Raw genomic sequence first — 15,466 nt, 5'->3', positions numbered from 1 at the left:
TCCCATGCGCATCGGACACGTCATCGGCAAGGCCACCATGGCCATCCAGCAACCCTCCTTCAAAGGCGGGCGCTGGCTGCTCGTAAACCCGCTCGATGCCGCGCAGTTCAATGACGCCTGCGCGAACCGTCCCGCGCTCTCCAGCCAGCCGACCCTCGTGGTCTATGACAACCTCGGCGCCGGGGAAGGGGACATCATCGGCTTCGTGGAGGGAGCCGAGGCCACCGCGCCCTTCGACCATCCGATCCCGATCGACGCGCTCAACATCGCGATCTTCGACAGCCTTTCCTACCATCCGTTTTGATTCCCATGACCAAGAAAGTTTTCACCGGAGCCGACATCGAGGCCTTCCTGAAATCCGGCAAGACCGCCGCCGACCTGCCGAAGGACGCCGTCCTGACGCCTTCGGCCCGCGACGTCCTGCGTGATGGCCCGGGCAAGGTGGTGGCTGGAAAAGCGGCTGCCGCTCCGGTTTCCACTGGGAAGTCCTCGGATCGTTTCCCGCCGCTGCCGCCGGGCGTGCCGAAGGTGCCGCCGGTGCCGATCGTGCCGTCCTTCGAATACCACTGGCCCGCCGGTGGGGATCCGGTCACGCCGGAGGAGATCCAGCGCTTCTTCTACAGTCCGGCGATCGTGGAGATCAAAACGCAGATGGTCCATGTGGGGCACAAGATGTGGGGCCGCAACATGGTCGATGGCAACGGTGGCAACATCACCGTCCGCGTCGGTGACAACCTCGTGTTGTGCACGCCGACCCTGCGCTCGAAGGGCGAACTCCAGGTCGATGACATCGCGCTCGTGGATTTCGATGGCAACCAGAAGGCCGGATGGCGGAAGCGCACGTCCGAGGTGAACACCCACCTCGCGATCATGAAGCGCCAGCCGCTCGCGAAGTCTTGCATCCACGGCCATCCTCCGTACTCCACCGCCTTCGCCGTGGCCGGCATCGAGCCGCCGACCTGCCTTTGCTCCGAGGCCGAGATCTTCACCGGTCCGATCAAGCTGATCCCGTATCAGACCCCCGGCAGCCCGGAGAACGCCACGTCCGTGGGCGAGGTGGCGAAGGACAATCCCGCCGTGCTCCTCCAGAACCACGGCGTGATGACCTGGGGCAGCGATGTCGAGGACGCCTACTGGAAGCTGGAGAACATGGAGACCGCCTGCCAGACGATCTGGGTGGCCAGCCAGCTCAACGGCGGCAAGCTGCACTCGATCCCGTTCGAGAAGATGCAGGACATCTTCAAGATCCGCCGCCAGCTCGGCATGGTGGACCCGCGCGAGGATTGGAAGGAGTGCCAGCTCTGCGACAACACCTCCTTCCAGCCGGGAGCCGTTTGCCAGATCGCAGATGCCGCCGCTCCGGCGGACTCCGGTCGCCTCGACCCCGAGGCCGAGAAGCTCGTCCAGCAGCTCACCGATCAGATCCTCGCGGCGCTGAAGTAGAGCAAGTTTCCAACTTGCTCATGGGTGGGGTTCGGAGTCGTGAGAACGTTCGGACCCACCTGACATGCGCGCCGTTCACACTCACAAGTTGAAAACTTGTGCTACCTCTTCATCGGCCCTTCGGTGGCCGGGGGAAGGTCCAGCCAGTCCGCCGTTTCCTGCATCCGCTTGATCTCCTCGGGATCGGTCATGCGGGCGGTGGCGCGGCGCAGGAGCGCGGCTCCGCCTTTCTGGCCAAGTCTCACCAGGCCATCCCGTGCCGCCTCGCGCACATCCGGCTCGTTGCTGGCGAGGAAGCGTTCGAAGGTCGGCAGGGCGTCGGGTGAGTAAGTCACCACCGCCTTCTCGATGTCCTCTCGGACGATCTCGTCCACCACCAGCGGGGAAACCGTTTTCGCGACGGGAGAAGCGGTGTGTGGATTGACCGATGATGCAGAGGTTCTTTGGACGGGCAACGGTTTGTCGAATCGCGAGACCGGCGATGACATCAACCATTTGACCCCGGCAATCACCCCTATCAAGAGGAGCATGCCGATGATGACGTGAATGCTTGAACGCACGGATCAGGGAGCCACGAACGGCTTCGGAGTCGCGGCCTTCAGCGTGCCTTCGATCGAGGACGAGGAATCGCCCCCGAAAATACCGTTGAGCACCGAACTGGAGGTCACGCCGGTGAAGGAGTAGGTCGTGGTGCCGATTTTTCCGGTGGTCGGCGTCTTCTTCGCCACGGTGCTGAAGAGCGAGCAGGCGCTGCCATCCACGGCCAGCGTGCCGAAGGTTTTCAAATTGGTGGTGCCGGTGACGGTCACCGCGCCGCCTGGCGTGCTCGGCTGGGTGGTGGTCTGGTTCACCGCCTTCACTTCACCGGCAGGAGTGAAGCCGAAGACGTCCTCGGGGGCCTTGACCTCGTTGTGGGTGGAGGCGTTCCAAGCGAAGTAGCCCGCGCTGGTGCCGTCGTTGTTGAACTTCTGGACCAGCGTGTAGCCCGCCAGGGACGGAATGATGTTGTTGTCCACCATGAGCTGGAGCAGCTCGCGGTTGCCGAAGCGGTAGCTGGTCAGGCTTTGCTTGATCGTCGCCACCTTGCCATTGTCGGTGTTGGTCGCCGCGGAGGCCACGGTGAGCGTGCCGGACACCGTGAGGGTGGACACCGATTGCGACTGGGCGTGCGCGGCACCGGCGGAAGCCAGTCCGGCGGCGGCGAGGATCAAGGAAAGACGGCGCATGGCCCTACGAGTGGCACCGTCCGGGCGCTTCCGCAAGGACGGAAGCGGCCTGGACCTCTAACGGTTCCGGGTCGTCAGGGGATCTTGCGGAAGGTGCCCGGGGCGGGTGGTCAGAGCCGATTGGCGCGTTTTGCAAGTCGATTGGCGCGTCCTGCTAATGACGAAACCCCGAATTGGGGTAGTCTGGCATCACTCCCATGAAAGTTCACGCATACGCCGCCCAAGACGCCGCCTCGGCCGTGCTGCCGCTCGATATCACCCGCCGCGAGCCCGGCGCCACCGATGTGGAAATGGACATCCTCTACTGCGGTGTCTGTCACTCGGATCTCCACCAGGCCCACAACGACTGGAAGAACACCGTCTATCCCTGTGTGCCCGGTCACGAGATCGTCGGCCGGGTGAGCCGTGTGGGCCCGGAGGTCACGAAGTTCAAGGTCGGCGATCTCTCGGCCGTCGGCTGCATGGTCGATTCCTGCCGTACCTGTGAAAACTGCCGGGCCGGTCACGAGCAATACTGCCTGTCGTTCCCGACCTTCACCTACAACGGCCAGGACAAGCACCTCGGCGGCCACACCTTCGGCGGCTACTCCACCTCCATCGTCGTGGACGAGGGCTTCGTGCTGCGGGTGCCGGAAACGCTCGATCTGGCGGCGACCGCTCCCTTGCTCTGCGCCGGCATCACCACCTACTCGCCGCTGCGTCACTGGAAGGTGGGGCCGGGGCAGAAGGTCGGCATCGTCGGGCTCGGTGGCCTCGGCCACATGGGGGTGAAGTTCGCCCGCGCCTTCGGAGCCCATGTGGTGCTCTTCACCACCTCGCCCTCCAAGATCGAGGACGGCCTGCGCCTTGGCGCGCACGAGGTGGTGGTGTCCACCGATGCGAACGCGATGGCGAAGCATCAGGGCAGCTTCAATTTCATCCTCGATGCGGTGTCGGCCCCGCACGACATCAATGCCTACCTCGGCCTGTTGAAACTCGATGGCACGCTCACCCTGGTGGGGGCTCCGGAGCAGCCGCTGCCGGTGTCCGCGTTCAACCTGCTGCTGCCACGGCGGAACTTCGCGGGCTCCGCCATCGGCGGAATCGCGGAAACCCAGGAGATGCTGGATTTCTGCGGCCAGCACGGAATCGTTTCCGACATCGAGTTGATCCCGATGCAGGGGATCAACGAGGCATGGGCCCGCTTGCTGAAGCAGGACGTGCGCTACCGCTTCGTGATCGATATGGCCTCCCTCAAGTCATGAACGACCGCTTCCGCATCTCAAGCCTGCTTGCCGGGCGGCTGACCGAGCACGGGCTGGCCTTGCCGGACCTGCTCCGGCTCGCGGGGCTTCCCGGGGGCTTTCTCCAGCAGGAGAAGATCCATGCCACCACGGCGGAGCTGTTCGCCCTGTGGCGGTCGGTCGGTGAACTGAGCCCGGACCCGGCCATCGGCTTGAAGCTCGGGTCGGACCCCCGCTTGGAAAAGTACCATCCCGCCGCGGTCGCCGCCGTATGTAGCCGCAGCTACCGCGATGCCATCCAGCGGATGGCCCGCTACAAGCAGCTCACCTGTCCCGAGGAAATCGGTATCCACGAGGAGAATGGCGAGGCCACCGTGGAGTTCATCTACCACGAGGCGGACAACGACGAGCCCGAGGTGCTTATCGACATGGCCCTGGCGTGGATCGTGTCCGTCGGTCGATTGGGCACCGGCGGCCAGGTCACGCCGCTGCGGCTGGACCTCAAGCGTGCCACCCGCCAGCGCGAACTGCTGGAAGATCATTTCGGCTGCCGCGTGAGGTTCAAGGCGGGACGCAACGCGCTGGTGTTCCGTGCCACCGACCTCGACCGCCCGTTCCTGACCCACAACGAGGAGCTGCTCGCCGCGATTGGCGCCCAGCTGGAAACCGAGCTGCAATCGCGGAACCGGACCTCGGACCTGGGAGAGCGGGTGAAACGAACCTTGAAGCGTTCGCTCGCGGGACGTCGACCTTCTCTCCAGGACATTGCGCGCGAGCTCGGCATGAGCACGCGCACGTTGCAACGGCGGCTTGGCGAAGCGGCCATCACGTTCCAGCAGGTCGTGGAGGAAACCCGCCGCGAGCTTGCCCACCACTACCTCCAGCAGGAGGCGGTCGAGCTGAACGGCGTGGCCTTCCTGCTCGGCTACGAAGACTCAAATTCCTTCTTCCGCGCTTTCCACGGTTGGGAGGGCACCTCTCCCGGCGAGTGGCGGTCCCGCACCGGGGCAATGGGTTATTGAACCCGTATTACACACCTCATGGACATCAAACGAAACGGTTCCCGACCATCGGGAAAAGGACCCAGCGACTGGTTCACCGGCACGGTCCGCATCGATCCGCTGTTCGCAGCGGACGCTCCCGCCCGTGTGGCCGGGGCCAGTGTCACCTTCGAGCCCGGTGCCCGCACCGCGTGGCACACCCATCCGCTCGGCCAGACCCTTCTTGTCACCGCGGGGCTCGGCCGCGCGCAGCGTGAGGGCGGACCGATCGAGGAGATCCGGCCCGGCGACGTGGTCTGGTTCCCGGCGGGCGAGAAGCACTGGCATGGTGCGTCTCCGGACACCGCCATGACCCACATCGCCATCCAGGAACAGCTCGATGGCCGGGCCGTCGACTGGCTGGAGCACGTCACCGACGAACAATACCAAGGCTGATCACCGCATTTAAGAACATGAACACACGTACACTGGGAAACAGCGGCCTGGAGGTCTCTTCCATCGGGCTAGGTTGCATGGGCATGAGCTTCTCCTACGGACCCGCGAAGGACGTCCGCGAGATGATCGCCCTGCTGCATGCCGCGGTCGAACGCGGTGTCACCTTTTTCGACACCGCTGAAATCTATGGCCCCTTCATCAACGAGGAACTGGTCGGCGAGGCGCTCGCGCCTTTTCGGGATCGGGTGGTCATCGCCACCAAGTTCGGCTTCGATGTCTCCGCCAATTTCGATCCCCGTGGCATGAAGGGACCACCCGGCGTGAACAGCCGCCCGGAGCACATCAAGCAGGCGGTCGAGGGCTCGCTCAAGCGTCTCAAGGTCGATGTCATCGACCTGCTCTACCAGCACCGGGTCGATCCCGCCGTGCCGATCGAGGATGTGGCGGGCGCCGTGAAGGAGCTGATCGAGCAGGGGAAGGTGAAGCACTTGGGTCTCTCGGAGGCCGGGGCACAAACCATCCGCCGGGCGCATGCCGTCCAACCGGTGGCCGCGCTCCAGAGCGAGTATTCGCTGTGGACCCGCAAACCGGAGAGGGAGATCGTCCCGACCTTGGAGGAACTCGGCATCGGCTTCGTGCCCTACAGCCCGCTGGGGAAGGGGTTCCTCACCGGCAAGATGGATGGCAGCACCACCTTCGAGGGCGGTGACTTCCGTAGCAGCCTGCCACGGTTCACCCCGGAGGCGCTTGAGGCGAACCAGTCCCTCGTCAGCCTGCTCGACGGCATCGCGCGGGAAAAGCAGGCGACAACTGCCCAAATCGCGCTGGCGTGGTTGCTCGCCCGGAAGCCGTGGATCGTGCCCATTCCCGGGACCACGAAACTCCACCGGTTGGAGGAGAACATCGGCGCTGATGACATCATGTTGACGCCGGACGACCTGCGGGACATCGACACCGCTGCGTCCGCCATCGAGGTGCAGGGAGAGCGCTACCCGGAAAAGCTGGAGAAAATGACCGGCCTCTGAGCGGACGGTTACGACGACTCCCCGGTCTTCGGGTCCTCCACCTTCACGGAATCCAGCACCTCCTTGAAGACCGGCCAAGCGATCTCCCGCTTCGAGGGCAGGGTCCACATCAGGAGCTGGTGAAACCCGCCGGGGGTTTCCACGGTGGTTTGGAGGTAAACCACCGGGGTTTTGTCGACGCTGCCTTTCACTTCATACTGGATGGCCGGGTGGCCATCGATGGTCACCGTGCTTTTGGGGCCGCGTTCACCGTTCTTGAGCGTGCCCAGCATGTGCTTGGAGGTCAGGTCGGCGTAGTCATCCAGGGCCAGCTCCACGTCTTGTTTCGACTCGGAGATGACGATGAAATACTGTTCCCGGATCGCGTTGCCGACCTCCAGGGTGGCCACCTCATTGAGGTTGGGCATCTCCTTCCAGTGACCCGGGATGCGGGCGTGGACGCTCTGGTCGGCGCTGGCGACGACCCGTGGGGTCTCGCTTGCCTCCTTCGCCTTTTTGGCCAGAAGGACCGTGCCTGCTCCCAGTCCTCCCAATCCGACGATGGCGCTGAGAACCAGTCCGATCACCCAGCGGGCGTTTTTGGTGACGATCAGGCGCACCAGGGAGAGGATGAAAACGATCACGACCACCAAGGCCACCACCACGTAAACCGAGATCTGCCCGGCTTGGTAGGCGCTGATTTCCGCGAGGATCGGATGGCTGGAGGACAGGGAATCGGGTGACACGGCACCCGAATGTGGAAGGGCGGCAGGGGTTCCGCGAGACAATTGGGCTTCTGGAAAGCAAATCGTCACGGTGATTCCGGGCTTCCCGGGCCCTAGATCGGAGTTGCGCGGAGGCCGGGCGATGTTCAACATGTCCTCATGATCCGCCAGCCCGACGTTCTCGACCCCTTCCGGGCGGTCGTCGCGGCGCTGGATGGCGGATGGAGCGGGGGTTCAGAAAGGCATGAATAAATCCCCCGGACCATCGTCAAATCCCGTGACGGGGCCACTCGAGGCCGTCGATCCGCAGGCCGGGGCGGGGTCCGATGAGGACGCCGCGCTGGTCGCCCGGGCTCAAGCCGGGGACCTGCGGGCCTACGACGACCTCGTGACGCGGCACCGTGGGAGGATTTACGCCATGGTCCGAAACATGATCCATAACGAAGCCGATGCCTGGGACCTCTCCCAAGAGGTCTTCATCAAGGCTTGGAACGCCCTGCCTCGCTTCGAGGCCAAGGCGCGTTTCTCGACGTGGCTGTTCCGAATCGCCCACAATACCGTCTACGATTGGACCCGGAAACGCCGCCCGGAGAGCGCCGGGGAGCTCAATGACGAGATTTTCGAGCGCGACCGGATCGATCCGACCGCGTCGACCGCCCCCTCCGAGGCCGAGGCCCCGGATGCCTCCCTCCAGCACGGGGAACTGCGGGCGAAGATCGAGGCCGCGCTGGCGAAGCTCTCTCCTGAGCACCGCGAGGCGGTTATCTTGAAAGATGCCCAAGGACTTTCGTATAAGGAAATCGCCGACGCGATGGGCTGCTCGCTCGGCACGGTGATGAGCCGTCTCTTCTACGCCCGCCAGAAACTCCAAACCCTCCTCAAGGATGAATACGAAACCCGATGACGTGACACTGGCCCTGTGGCTGGAGGACGAACTTGAAGGTGACGAGTTCGCCCGCGTGGAGGCATGGGCTGCCACCCAGCCCGATCAACTGGCCGCCCGCGAGGAAACCCGCCGCTGGCGCAAGCAGGCGTCCGCCCTGCTGCCGCGGGAGGAGGAGCCTCCCTACGCTGATTTCTTCAACAGCCGCATCCGCTCCGCGATCACCGCGAACCAGACGGTGATGCCCCAGCCGCGCGAGAAGCGCGCGTGGTGGCGCGCCGCCTGGTTCATGCCGGCCACCGCCGCCGCGGGCATGGCGCTCGCCTTCTGGATGGGTACCCGCGCCGCTGCTCCGGAGCCGATGACCGTGGCTGCGGCTACGCCGGTGATCTACACCCCCTATAACGAGGTGCAGGCGAAGTATTACTCGGGGAACAACGGTTCTTCCACGGTGATCGTGCTGGATGGTGTGTCGGCGATTCCGGACACGCTCGATTTCCATGACACGGCGTCGGTTTCGCCCGGTAGCGAGATCGATTCCACCGCATCGAACTCGGATGGAACGCCAGCCGCCGTGACCCAATGATCCTGCGCTGCATGGCCGCCCTGATGCTCCTCGCCGCGTCTTTCGCGCGCGGTCAGGAGGATACGGGCAAGGAGGTGGTGGGAAACGTGGTGGTCCGCGTCTTCCATGTCACCGATGGCGACCCGAAGGCAGCGGGAGACAAGGCCAAGCCGTTGGCCCAGGCCGCGGTGGACAAGCTTCAGAAGGAGGAGCACCTGAAATTCGCGCACTACAGCGGCATCGGGGTGGATACCAAGCCGCTTTACCGCAGCTACGAGAACTGGGCGCAGCCGCTCGGGGGCTCGGATGAGGTGATGGTGCGTTTCGAAGCCCAGAGCAAGCCGACTGGTGGCTCCGCCCGCCTGGGATTGGAGCTGTGGTTGAGCCGGAAAAAGGTGCTCAAGACGGACGCCGAGGTATCGGCGGAAAAGCCGCTCTACGTGCTCGGCCCGGCTTGGCGCGGCGGACGCTTGTTGATCTCGGTTGCACTTGCGCCGAAGCCGAAAGGCGGCTCTTAGTCCCGTCATGCGCAGGTTCCTTTTACTTTGGCTCGGCGGGATGCCGCTGGCATTCGCGGGCGGGCTTTCGTTCAACGAAACCTCGAAAGTGCTCCAGGCGGAGGCCGATGCGAAAACCGTGAACGCTTCGTTCGCCTTCACGAACAAGGGCGACAAGGAAGTCACGATCAAGCGCATCGAATCGTCCTGTTCCTGCCTCGCTTCCGGACCGGAGGGCAAGAAGCTCAGCTATGCCCCGGGGGAATCCGGCACCATCCAGGCGGCTTTCGATGTCGCGGCTGCCACCGGATCGGTGGAGAAGCAGATCGGCATCTGGCTGGACGGGGATCCCGAGGACAAGCCGTCCGTGCAGCTCGACCTCAAGGTGACCATTCCCGAGGTGATCACGATCGAGCCGAAGACCCTGAAGTGGGAGACCGGTTCGGAGGTGAAGGCCCAGTCGATCGTCTTCACCGTGAACTGGCGGGAGCCTGTTCGTTTCACCGGTGTCACCACGGGCAGCACGGCCTTCACCCACGAGCTGAAGACGCTCGTGGAAGGGAAGAAATACGAGCTGGTGATCAAGCCCCAGGCCACGAAGGAGCCGGCGCTCGGCGTCTTCCACCTCGCCACCGATTGCAAGCTGGAGAAATACCAGGACGTGATGGCGTACGCGGTGGTGAGGCGTCCGCTTCCGGGCGAAGCGAAAGCCGCCTCCAAGCCGTGAACGTGATCGGCCAGACCGCGGTGATCGCGGCCATCTCCCTGGTGGCTGCGGCCGCGAATTTCCGGATCGCGGGTCCCCCACTCCGCGACGTGCCCTGCCGCCAGGAGGATTTGAAGCCCCACGAAATCTGCCTGGCCACCGTGATAGAGCGATGGCAGGGCAAGGTGCTGTGGGTGGATGCGCGCCCGCGCCGCGAGTGGGAACTCGACGGCATGCCAGGCTCGATCTTGTGGAATCTCGATGCCAAGGAGGACGCCAACCAATTCGAGGCGTCCACGATGGAGAGACTGGTCGAAGGGCCGCCGGTGGTGGTCTATTGCAGCGAGGGAAACTGTGGCGTCAGCTCGCAGATCGCCGAGCGGATCCTCAAGCTCCAGATGACGGACCAGGTTTACGCATTGCGGGGAGGCATCGGAGCCCTGAAGGCCGCCGGGATGGTCAAGGATTCCAAGTGAGGGCCTTGATCATGTTCGCCTCGATGTAGGGATGGGCCGGATCGTCCTTGGTGTTCCATGAGAGGATGATCGTACAGGCCATCGACCGGCCCCAGAGCATCTGTTCCTTCTCGATCATCTCGCCAATCGCCGAGGCGTTGCCGGAGTAGGCGTTCAGGATGGTGCCGCCGCCCTGCTCGCCGCTGATCTTCACGGTGAACTTCTTGTCGTAGTTGGGAACCTTCGGATCGAAGCAACGGCGGGCCGGTTCCACATAAACCTGGAAGATGGCCGGCTTTTCCACCGCCACCCGGGCGAAGCGGCGGAGGCGGCTGTTCTCGCCATAGAGGTCGAGGAACGAATCGACCACCACCTTGGGATCCTGGTCTCCCCTCCGGCGCACGAGCATGTCGTAGCTCTCGGTGCCGCCGACCGGGCGGTTGAAGGTGACTTTGAAATAGTAGTCGGTGGAGTTCTCGATGGCGTTCGTGGTCTGGATGGTGGGCACCATGCGGACGGGCGGCGGCAGCGAGGCGGCGAGGCAACTGGCCTCCAGCTCGGCCGGGACCGTGGTCGTTTCCATGAGCGGCCGACGATCGGCCAGGGTCTTCATGGCGAGGAATTTTTCCAGGATCTGCGAGGCGGAGACCGATGAGGTCGGCTTGGCCGCGGGAGCGGAGGAGGGATCTGGCGGAGCCAATGCCTCGGGCGCGGGCGGTGCCACCGGGGCCGATTCATCGGGCTCCGCGGGTGCCGGCGGCAAATCGGCGGAGGGGGTGACGACCGCCTTGTCCATGCTCCCGAGCGCTCCCGGTTGCACCAGGGATTTCACCTCCGGCTGGACGTTCTGGTGATTCAGGAAAGTGAGGATGCCGAAGACGAGTCCGGCGGCGAGCATCAGAAAAAGGACGGGCACCATCAGCCGGATCACACCGGAGCCCCGGCGCGGTTCTCCCGCATCCGGTTGGGCTGCTTTCATGGAATCCGACATTCTTTTGCCGATCGGCTCCATGCCTTCCGGTCGGTTCGGAAGCTGGCGGGGTTCCGGCTTGTAAACCGGCTTGGGCTCCACCGCGGCCACCGGTTGGAGCACCGGCAAGGTCACCGGGATTTCCACGGGCACCGGTGTTGGAGCGGGTGCGGGAGGAGCCGTCTGTGCCGGAGGCTGGGGTGCGGGGGCCGGAGCGGTCACCGGCGGAATGCCATAGCCAGCCGGAAGAGCGGGGGCCTGAATCCGCGTCTGGCAGGTGGGACAGGGGCCGATCACTCCCGCCAGCGCGATGGGCACGGTCAGCCGGCTATTGCAGACAGGACAGGCGAAGGTGAGGGTTTCCGGGGACATGGCTTTTCCGCGCTTCGTAAGGTTTACGAAATTGTCTAGGAATAGTCAATAATACACTATTCCAAACAATATCGGAGGGGGATGGGGGAATGTTCTCAATAGAAGAACACCGCTATTCTTCGTAATTTCCCCGCCCTGGCGCAATCCTATTAGAATTACGTTATCCCGTAGTGTCCCTTCCTGCATGAAAAAGGCCCGTGGCGGGATGCCACGGGCCTTTGCGGGAAAAGAGAGAGCCTCTCAGTGGCCCATCGGGCTCTCGCCCGAGGCCTCGCCGAGGTTGGCGAGTTCGGCCGGGAGGAACTTCTTGAAGCGGGTCTTGTCGATCGCCTTCATGTAGGCCTCTTCCGGCGAGATCATGCCTTCGCGGAGCTTGCTCCAGATCGATTCGTCCATGAACTGCATGCCCTCGCCCTTGCCGCCAGTGATGACGTCGTAGAGCTTCTGGGTCTGGCCTTCGCGGATGATCGCGGACACCGCCGGGGTGGCGAAGAGGATCTCGTGCACCGCGGTGCGGCCTGGTTTGTCGACCCGCTTGCACAGGAGCTGGGCGAGCACGCCGCGCAGCGAGGCCGCGAGCATGGTGCGGACCTGAGACTGCTGGTCGGCCGGGAACACGTCGATGATACGGTCGACGGTCTTGCGGGCGTTGTTGGTGTGCAGGGTGCCGAAGACGAGCAGGCCGGTTTCGGCGGCGGTGAGGGCCAGCGAAATGGTCTCGAGGTCGCGCATCTCACCGACGAGCACGATGTCCGAGTCCTCGCGCAGGGCGGCACGCAGGCCGTCCGCGAACGAAGGGGTCTGGATCGGCACCTCGCGCTGGGTGATGATCGACTTCTTGTTGCGGTGCACAAACTCGATCGGCTCCTCGACCGTGATGATGTGGCGGTTGAAGTTGCTGTTGATGTAGTCCAGCAAGGCCGCGAGGGTGGTGGACTTGCCGGAGCCGGTCGGGCCGGTCACCAGCACCAGGCCGGAGCGCATGTGACCGAACTCCTTCACCACCTCCGGCACGCCGAGGGATTCCAGCGAGGCGATCTCGGTGGGGATGAGACGGAACACGGCGGCGAGGCCGTGGCTCTGCTTCAGGTAGTTGCAGCGGAAGCGGGACTGCTCGTCCATCGCGTAGGCGAAGTCGAGGTCACCGGTTTCGAGGTAGCGTTCGAAAGCCTTGGGATCGCAGATCTCGGCGAGGAGGTTCTTGAACGACTCGCCTTGGAGGACGGGTTGGTCCGGGATGGCCACCACCGCGCCGTGGACGCGGGTTTTCGGCGGCTGGCCTTCGGTAAGGTGGAGGTCGGAGCCGCGGTTCTCGACGAGATAGCGGAAAAGGGCGTCAATCTGAGCCATGGGAAATCGGGTTTTCGGAAAGGTCTAACAAGGGTTTCGCGGGCACCGGGATCAGGACTGGAGGAAGGCCTTCATCTGGTTCTTGTCCTCGCTGCGGTAGAGGAGTTCCTCACGGGAGATCAGGCCCTGGATGTAGAGTTTCCGGAGCGATTCATCCATGGTGATCATGCCGACGTTCTTGCCGGTCTGCATGACGCCGGGGAGCATGAAGGTCTTGCCCTCGCGGATGCAGTTCGAAACGGCCGGGGTATTGACGAGGAGCTCCAGCGCCAGGCAGCGGCCGGTGCCATCGGCGCGCGGGACGAGCTGCTGGGAAAGGATGCCGCGCAGGGATTCCGACACCATGATGCGGATCTGGTCGCGCTGGTCGGTGGGGAACACGTCGAGCACGCGGTCCAGGGTTCGCGGAGCGTTGCCGGTGTGCAGGGTGCCGAGCACCAAGTGGCCGGTTTCCGCGGCGGTCAGCGCGAGCTGGATGGTTTCAAGGTCGCGCATTTCACCGACCATGATCACGTCCGGATCCTCACGGAGAGCGCCGCGCAGGGCCTTGGCGAAGGAGTCGGTGTGGAGATGGACCTCGCGCTGGTTGATGTGGCAGCCCTTCGATTCGAAGACGTATTCGATCGGGTCTTCCAGCGTGAGGATGTGGTCGTCGCGGTCGCGGTTGATGAAATCGACCAGCGCGGCGAGGGTGGTGGACTTGCCGGAACCCACGGAACCGGTCACGAGGATCAGGCCGTTCTGATAGCGGGTGAGGGGAATCAAGTGGTCCAGCGGCAGGCCGATTTCCTCGATGGCGCGGATCTTGGTGTTGATGATGCGGAACACCATGTCGTAGCCGAGGCGCTGCTTTACCACGGAGGCGCGGTAGCGGCCGTGGCTGTTGGCGTAGGCGAAGTCGACGTCACCCTTGTCCTGGAGGCGGTTCCACTCGCGGTCGCCGAGGAAGGAACGGGCGAGGCGCTCGGTGTCCTCCGCCGTCAGCGGCTGATGGTCCTCCCAGATCGGGGAAAGCTGGCCGAAGCGGCGCCATGCCGGCGGATAGGCGGTGGGCAGATGGATATCCGAGCAGTCGTATTCACGACCGAGTTGAAGATACTGGTCGACGTGGTCGAGCACCTGATGGGCGGACATGGCGAAGGGTTTGGAAACGTGTGAGGTCGGGTTTGAGTAGCACTAAAGCCGCGGACGGCCTGATTTGCCTGTGCCAAGGTTACACGGTGGGGCGCGGAAACTTGGAAGGCGGGAGAATCAATGTTCCATGGAATTCCACAAGGGAACAGTTGGGGTAGGCGACGGGAAAATCCACACGGAAACCGGTGGATCGCAGGACCCGGATTCATACGGGAGCCTCCGGTCGGGACGGGACGGAATCAATGGTCGTGCCGCGAGCCGAGCCGGGAGGCCAATGTCCGCTGGAGGTAGTTGGTGGCCAACGACTTCAGGGCAGGTTTGATCAGGGCTCCTCCCGCCGTCAGCAGCAGCCCGGTCAGGCCCGCCCGGCGGACCTTTTCCTCGACTCGCTTCGGTTTCTTGCGGCGAAGGGCGAAGCTGGCGAGCAGTCCGGTCACCAGCGATCCGCCAATCCAGCCGGTGGGATTGGTCTGGAGGGACTCCTTCATCCGCGCGGGAACGTCCACACGGTGCTTGAGCGCGGCCAGATCGTAGGCCAGCCGCCGGCGGGCGGTTTCGCTGCGGCGCAGCAGGGCCTCGATCTCGGGATTGATCACAGGTTTTTGAACCATTCGCGGTCGCGTTGGAATTCGGAGCGGGTGAGCGAGAACGCGGGTGGTTCCGGCTTGCGGAGCATTGTCAGCGCGATGCCAGCGACGATGGCGTGGAGCAGCGCCAGTCCGAGGGCAATCCAGCCCCAGGCGACCCCAAAGGCCGCGGCCAGCAGCGGAATCACCCCGGCGAGAACGAGCGCCCAAGTGAAAAAGGCCGCGCCTCCGAGGATGGCGGCGAGCACGCCCTTCCGCCCCGCGCCGCGCGCGGCCTCGCGTGCTTCCAGTTCGATCAGGGCGACCCGTGCGGATACGAGATCAGCGACCGCCTCCCGCCAATTGGCAGGAGGCGCTTCGCCCGGGGCACCGCTGGACGGTTCCGGTGAGTCGTCGTTCATCGGCGGACGATCAGACCGATCAGGAAACCGACGCCGAGGGCACCGAGCACCGCCTTGGTCGGGTGCTGTCGGATGTAGTCCTCGGTGGTCACATGGATCTCCTTCGCCTTGTCACGGGTGTCGTGCCACTGGTCGCTGGCGGCGGAGCGGAGTTGCTGGGCTTTTTCAGTCGCGGCGGACTTGAAGGCTTCGGCTTTCTCGCTGGCTACCTGTTTGAACTGGCTGGCCTTTTCGGTGGCGACATCGCGGAGATGCTGGGCGGTTTCGACGGCCTTGTCCTTCAGCGCGTGGGCCTGCTCCGTGGCGGTGTTGGCGAGGTCACGGGCCTTTTCGCCCGCGGCGGCGCGGAGGTCGTTGGCGGCTTGGCCGACCGACGGCCCGCGGGTGAAACCGGCTTCGGGATCCAGGGCGTTGGTGGCGGAAAATGCGTCAGACATGGTTGGACGGGGTTGAATTTCAGGGCGGCCGATCGAAGCGACCGCGTTGGCG

General features: G+C 64.3%; 20 protein-coding genes. 11 read left to right on the top strand and 9 right to left on the bottom strand.

Features of this window, described 5'->3' with window-relative positions:
- Positions 1-4: 4 nt before the first annotated feature.
- Both llg_RS19230 and llg_RS19225 read left to right on the top strand, forming a co-directional pair.
- Entirely contained in the window at positions 5-304 is a 300-nt protein-coding gene (locus llg_RS19230) for a EutN/CcmL family microcompartment protein (RefSeq protein WP_338286578.1), read from the top strand.
- Between the two features lie 5 nt (positions 305-309).
- Complete coding sequence (locus llg_RS19225; RefSeq protein WP_338286577.1) at positions 310-1,443, top strand: class II aldolase/adducin family protein; 1,134 nt, start codon at positions 310-312, stop codon at positions 1,441-1,443.
- A gap of 101 nt (positions 1,444-1,544) precedes the next feature.
- Here llg_RS19225 and llg_RS19220 read toward each other — a convergent pair whose 3' ends face one another.
- Both llg_RS19220 and llg_RS19215 read right to left on the bottom strand, forming a co-directional pair.
- The gene (locus tag llg_RS19220; protein ID WP_338286576.1) at positions 1,545-1,898 is read right to left on the bottom strand and encodes a hypothetical protein; all 354 of its coding nucleotides are present in this window, start codon (positions 1,896-1,898) and stop codon (positions 1,545-1,547) included.
- Between the two features lie 108 nt (positions 1,899-2,006).
- Complete coding sequence (locus tag llg_RS19215; protein WP_338286574.1) at positions 2,007-2,669, bottom strand: hypothetical protein; 663 nt, start codon at positions 2,667-2,669, stop codon at positions 2,007-2,009.
- A 197-nt stretch (positions 2,670-2,866) separates the two neighbouring features.
- Between llg_RS19215 and llg_RS19210 the strand changes: the two genes are divergently transcribed.
- Genes llg_RS19210 through llg_RS19195 form a run of 4 tightly spaced genes read left to right on the top strand, consistent with a single transcriptional unit; the run spans position 2,867 to position 6,353 of the window.
- Complete coding sequence (locus tag llg_RS19210; RefSeq protein WP_338286572.1) at positions 2,867-3,913, top strand: NAD(P)-dependent alcohol dehydrogenase; 1,047 nt, start codon at positions 2,867-2,869, stop codon at positions 3,911-3,913.
- A complete protein-coding gene (locus tag llg_RS19205; RefSeq protein WP_338286570.1) occupies positions 3,910-4,914 on the top strand; it encodes an AraC family transcriptional regulator in 1,005 nt (334 codons plus the stop codon). The genes llg_RS19210 and llg_RS19205 overlap by 4 nt, the downstream gene beginning before the upstream one ends.
- An 18-nt stretch (positions 4,915-4,932) precedes the next feature.
- Positions 4,933-5,328, top strand: a complete 396-nt coding sequence (locus tag llg_RS19200; protein WP_338286569.1) for a cupin domain-containing protein — start codon at positions 4,933-4,935, stop codon at positions 5,326-5,328.
- Positions 5,329-5,345: 17 nt separating this feature from the next.
- Positions 5,346-6,353, top strand: a complete 1,008-nt coding sequence (locus tag llg_RS19195; protein ID WP_338286568.1) for an aldo/keto reductase — start codon at positions 5,346-5,348, stop codon at positions 6,351-6,353.
- A gap of 8 nt (positions 6,354-6,361) precedes the next feature.
- Here the strand turns inward: llg_RS19195 and llg_RS19190 are convergent, their stop codons facing one another.
- Positions 6,362-7,078, bottom strand: coding sequence for a hypothetical protein (locus tag llg_RS19190; protein WP_338286566.1), 717 nt, complete (start codon positions 7,076-7,078; stop codon positions 6,362-6,364).
- Positions 7,079-7,334: 256 nt separating this feature from the next.
- Here llg_RS19190 and llg_RS19185 point away from each other — a divergent pair, with 256 nt between their 5' ends.
- From llg_RS19185 to llg_RS19165, 5 genes are read left to right on the top strand one after another with little or no spacing between them, the layout of a single operon-like run.
- A complete protein-coding gene (locus llg_RS19185) occupies positions 7,335-7,961 on the top strand; it encodes a sigma-70 family RNA polymerase sigma factor (RefSeq protein WP_338286565.1) in 627 nt (208 codons plus the stop codon).
- A complete protein-coding gene (locus tag llg_RS19180) occupies positions 7,942-8,526 on the top strand; it encodes a hypothetical protein (RefSeq protein WP_338286564.1) in 585 nt (194 codons plus the stop codon). The genes llg_RS19185 and llg_RS19180 overlap by 20 nt, the downstream gene beginning before the upstream one ends.
- Entirely contained in the window at positions 8,523-9,023 is a 501-nt protein-coding gene (locus tag llg_RS19175) for a hypothetical protein (protein ID WP_338286563.1), read from the top strand. Before llg_RS19180 ends, llg_RS19175 begins: the two co-directional genes overlap by 4 nt.
- Positions 9,024-9,030: 7 nt before the next feature.
- Positions 9,031-9,729: a DUF1573 domain-containing protein gene (locus llg_RS19170; RefSeq protein WP_338286561.1), complete on the top strand. Its 699-nt coding sequence runs from the start codon at positions 9,031-9,033 to the stop codon at positions 9,727-9,729.
- Entirely contained in the window at positions 9,726-10,184 is a 459-nt protein-coding gene (locus llg_RS19165; RefSeq protein WP_338286560.1) for a rhodanese-like domain-containing protein, read from the top strand. The genes llg_RS19170 and llg_RS19165 overlap by 4 nt, the downstream gene beginning before the upstream one ends.
- Here llg_RS19165 and llg_RS19160 read toward each other — a convergent pair.
- From llg_RS19160 to llg_RS19135, 6 genes are all read right to left on the bottom strand, one after another.
- Complete coding sequence (locus tag llg_RS19160; RefSeq protein ID WP_338286559.1) at positions 10,168-11,505, bottom strand: hypothetical protein; 1,338 nt, start codon at positions 11,503-11,505, stop codon at positions 10,168-10,170. The genes llg_RS19165 and llg_RS19160 overlap by 17 nt on opposite strands.
- Before the next feature lie 240 nt (positions 11,506-11,745).
- Positions 11,746-12,855 carry a type IV pilus twitching motility protein PilT gene (locus tag llg_RS19155; protein WP_338286558.1) on the bottom strand — a complete coding sequence of 370 codons (1,110 nt, stop codon included), beginning with the start codon at positions 12,853-12,855 and terminating at the stop codon, positions 11,746-11,748.
- A gap of 51 nt (positions 12,856-12,906) precedes the next feature.
- Complete coding sequence (locus tag llg_RS19150) at positions 12,907-13,989, bottom strand: type IV pilus twitching motility protein PilT (RefSeq protein WP_338286557.1); 1,083 nt, start codon at positions 13,987-13,989, stop codon at positions 12,907-12,909.
- A 239-nt stretch (positions 13,990-14,228) separates the two neighbouring features.
- Complete coding sequence (locus llg_RS19145; protein WP_338286556.1) at positions 14,229-14,600, bottom strand: hypothetical protein; 372 nt, start codon at positions 14,598-14,600, stop codon at positions 14,229-14,231.
- Positions 14,582-14,977 (bottom strand): phage holin family protein, encoded by a 396-nt coding sequence (locus tag llg_RS19140; RefSeq protein ID WP_338286554.1) that lies wholly within the window; start codon positions 14,975-14,977, stop codon positions 14,582-14,584. Before llg_RS19140 ends, llg_RS19145 begins: the two co-directional genes overlap by 19 nt.
- Positions 14,974-15,414 carry a hypothetical protein gene (locus llg_RS19135; RefSeq protein WP_338286553.1) on the bottom strand — a complete coding sequence of 147 codons (441 nt, stop codon included), beginning with the start codon at positions 15,412-15,414 and terminating at the stop codon, positions 14,974-14,976. The genes llg_RS19140 and llg_RS19135 overlap by 4 nt, the downstream gene beginning before the upstream one ends.
- Between the last annotated feature and the right edge of the window lie 52 nt (positions 15,415-15,466).

The sequence above is a fragment of the Luteolibacter sp. LG18 genome, assembly GCF_036322585.1.
Taxonomy (GTDB): Bacteria; Verrucomicrobiota; Verrucomicrobiia; order Verrucomicrobiales; family Akkermansiaceae; genus Luteolibacter.
Note: the sequence above shows the minus strand (reverse complement) of the source record. Positions and strands in the feature narration are given on the sequence as shown.

What these genes read in the sequence shown, in the direction of transcription:
- llg_RS19230 (WP_338286578.1), top strand. Translation starts at nt 5, where the DNA reads ATGCGCATCGGACACGTCATCGGCAAGGCCACCATGGCCATCCAGCAA.
- llg_RS19225 (WP_338286577.1), top strand. Translation starts at nt 310, where the DNA reads ATGACCAAGAAAGTTTTCACCGGAGCCGACATCGAGGCCTTCCTGAAA.
- llg_RS19215 (WP_338286574.1), bottom strand. Translation starts at nt 2,669, where the DNA reads ATGCGCCGTCTTTCCTTGATCCTCGCCGCCGCCGGACTGGCTTCCGCC.
- llg_RS19210 (WP_338286572.1), top strand. Translation starts at nt 2,867, where the DNA reads ATGAAAGTTCACGCATACGCCGCCCAAGACGCCGCCTCGGCCGTGCTG.
- llg_RS19205 (WP_338286570.1), top strand. Translation starts at nt 3,910, where the DNA reads ATGAACGACCGCTTCCGCATCTCAAGCCTGCTTGCCGGGCGGCTGACC.
- llg_RS19200 (WP_338286569.1), top strand. Translation starts at nt 4,933, where the DNA reads ATGGACATCAAACGAAACGGTTCCCGACCATCGGGAAAAGGACCCAGC.
- llg_RS19195 (WP_338286568.1), top strand. Translation starts at nt 5,346, where the DNA reads ATGAACACACGTACACTGGGAAACAGCGGCCTGGAGGTCTCTTCCATC.
- llg_RS19180 (WP_338286564.1), top strand. Translation starts at nt 7,942, where the DNA reads ATGAATACGAAACCCGATGACGTGACACTGGCCCTGTGGCTGGAGGAC.
- llg_RS19175 (WP_338286563.1), top strand. Translation starts at nt 8,523, where the DNA reads ATGATCCTGCGCTGCATGGCCGCCCTGATGCTCCTCGCCGCGTCTTTC.
- llg_RS19170 (WP_338286561.1), top strand. Translation starts at nt 9,031, where the DNA reads ATGCGCAGGTTCCTTTTACTTTGGCTCGGCGGGATGCCGCTGGCATTC.
- llg_RS19160 (WP_338286559.1), bottom strand. Translation starts at nt 11,505, where the DNA reads ATGTCCCCGGAAACCCTCACCTTCGCCTGTCCTGTCTGCAATAGCCGG.
- llg_RS19155 (WP_338286558.1), bottom strand. Translation starts at nt 12,855, where the DNA reads ATGGCTCAGATTGACGCCCTTTTCCGCTATCTCGTCGAGAACCGCGGC.
- llg_RS19150 (WP_338286557.1), bottom strand. Translation starts at nt 13,989, where the DNA reads ATGTCCGCCCATCAGGTGCTCGACCACGTCGACCAGTATCTTCAACTC.
- llg_RS19145 (WP_338286556.1), bottom strand. Translation starts at nt 14,600, where the DNA reads ATGGTTCAAAAACCTGTGATCAATCCCGAGATCGAGGCCCTGCTGCGC.
- llg_RS19140 (WP_338286554.1), bottom strand. Translation starts at nt 14,977, where the DNA reads ATGAACGACGACTCACCGGAACCGTCCAGCGGTGCCCCGGGCGAAGCG.
- llg_RS19135 (WP_338286553.1), bottom strand. Translation starts at nt 15,414, where the DNA reads ATGTCTGACGCATTTTCCGCCACCAACGCCCTGGATCCCGAAGCCGGT.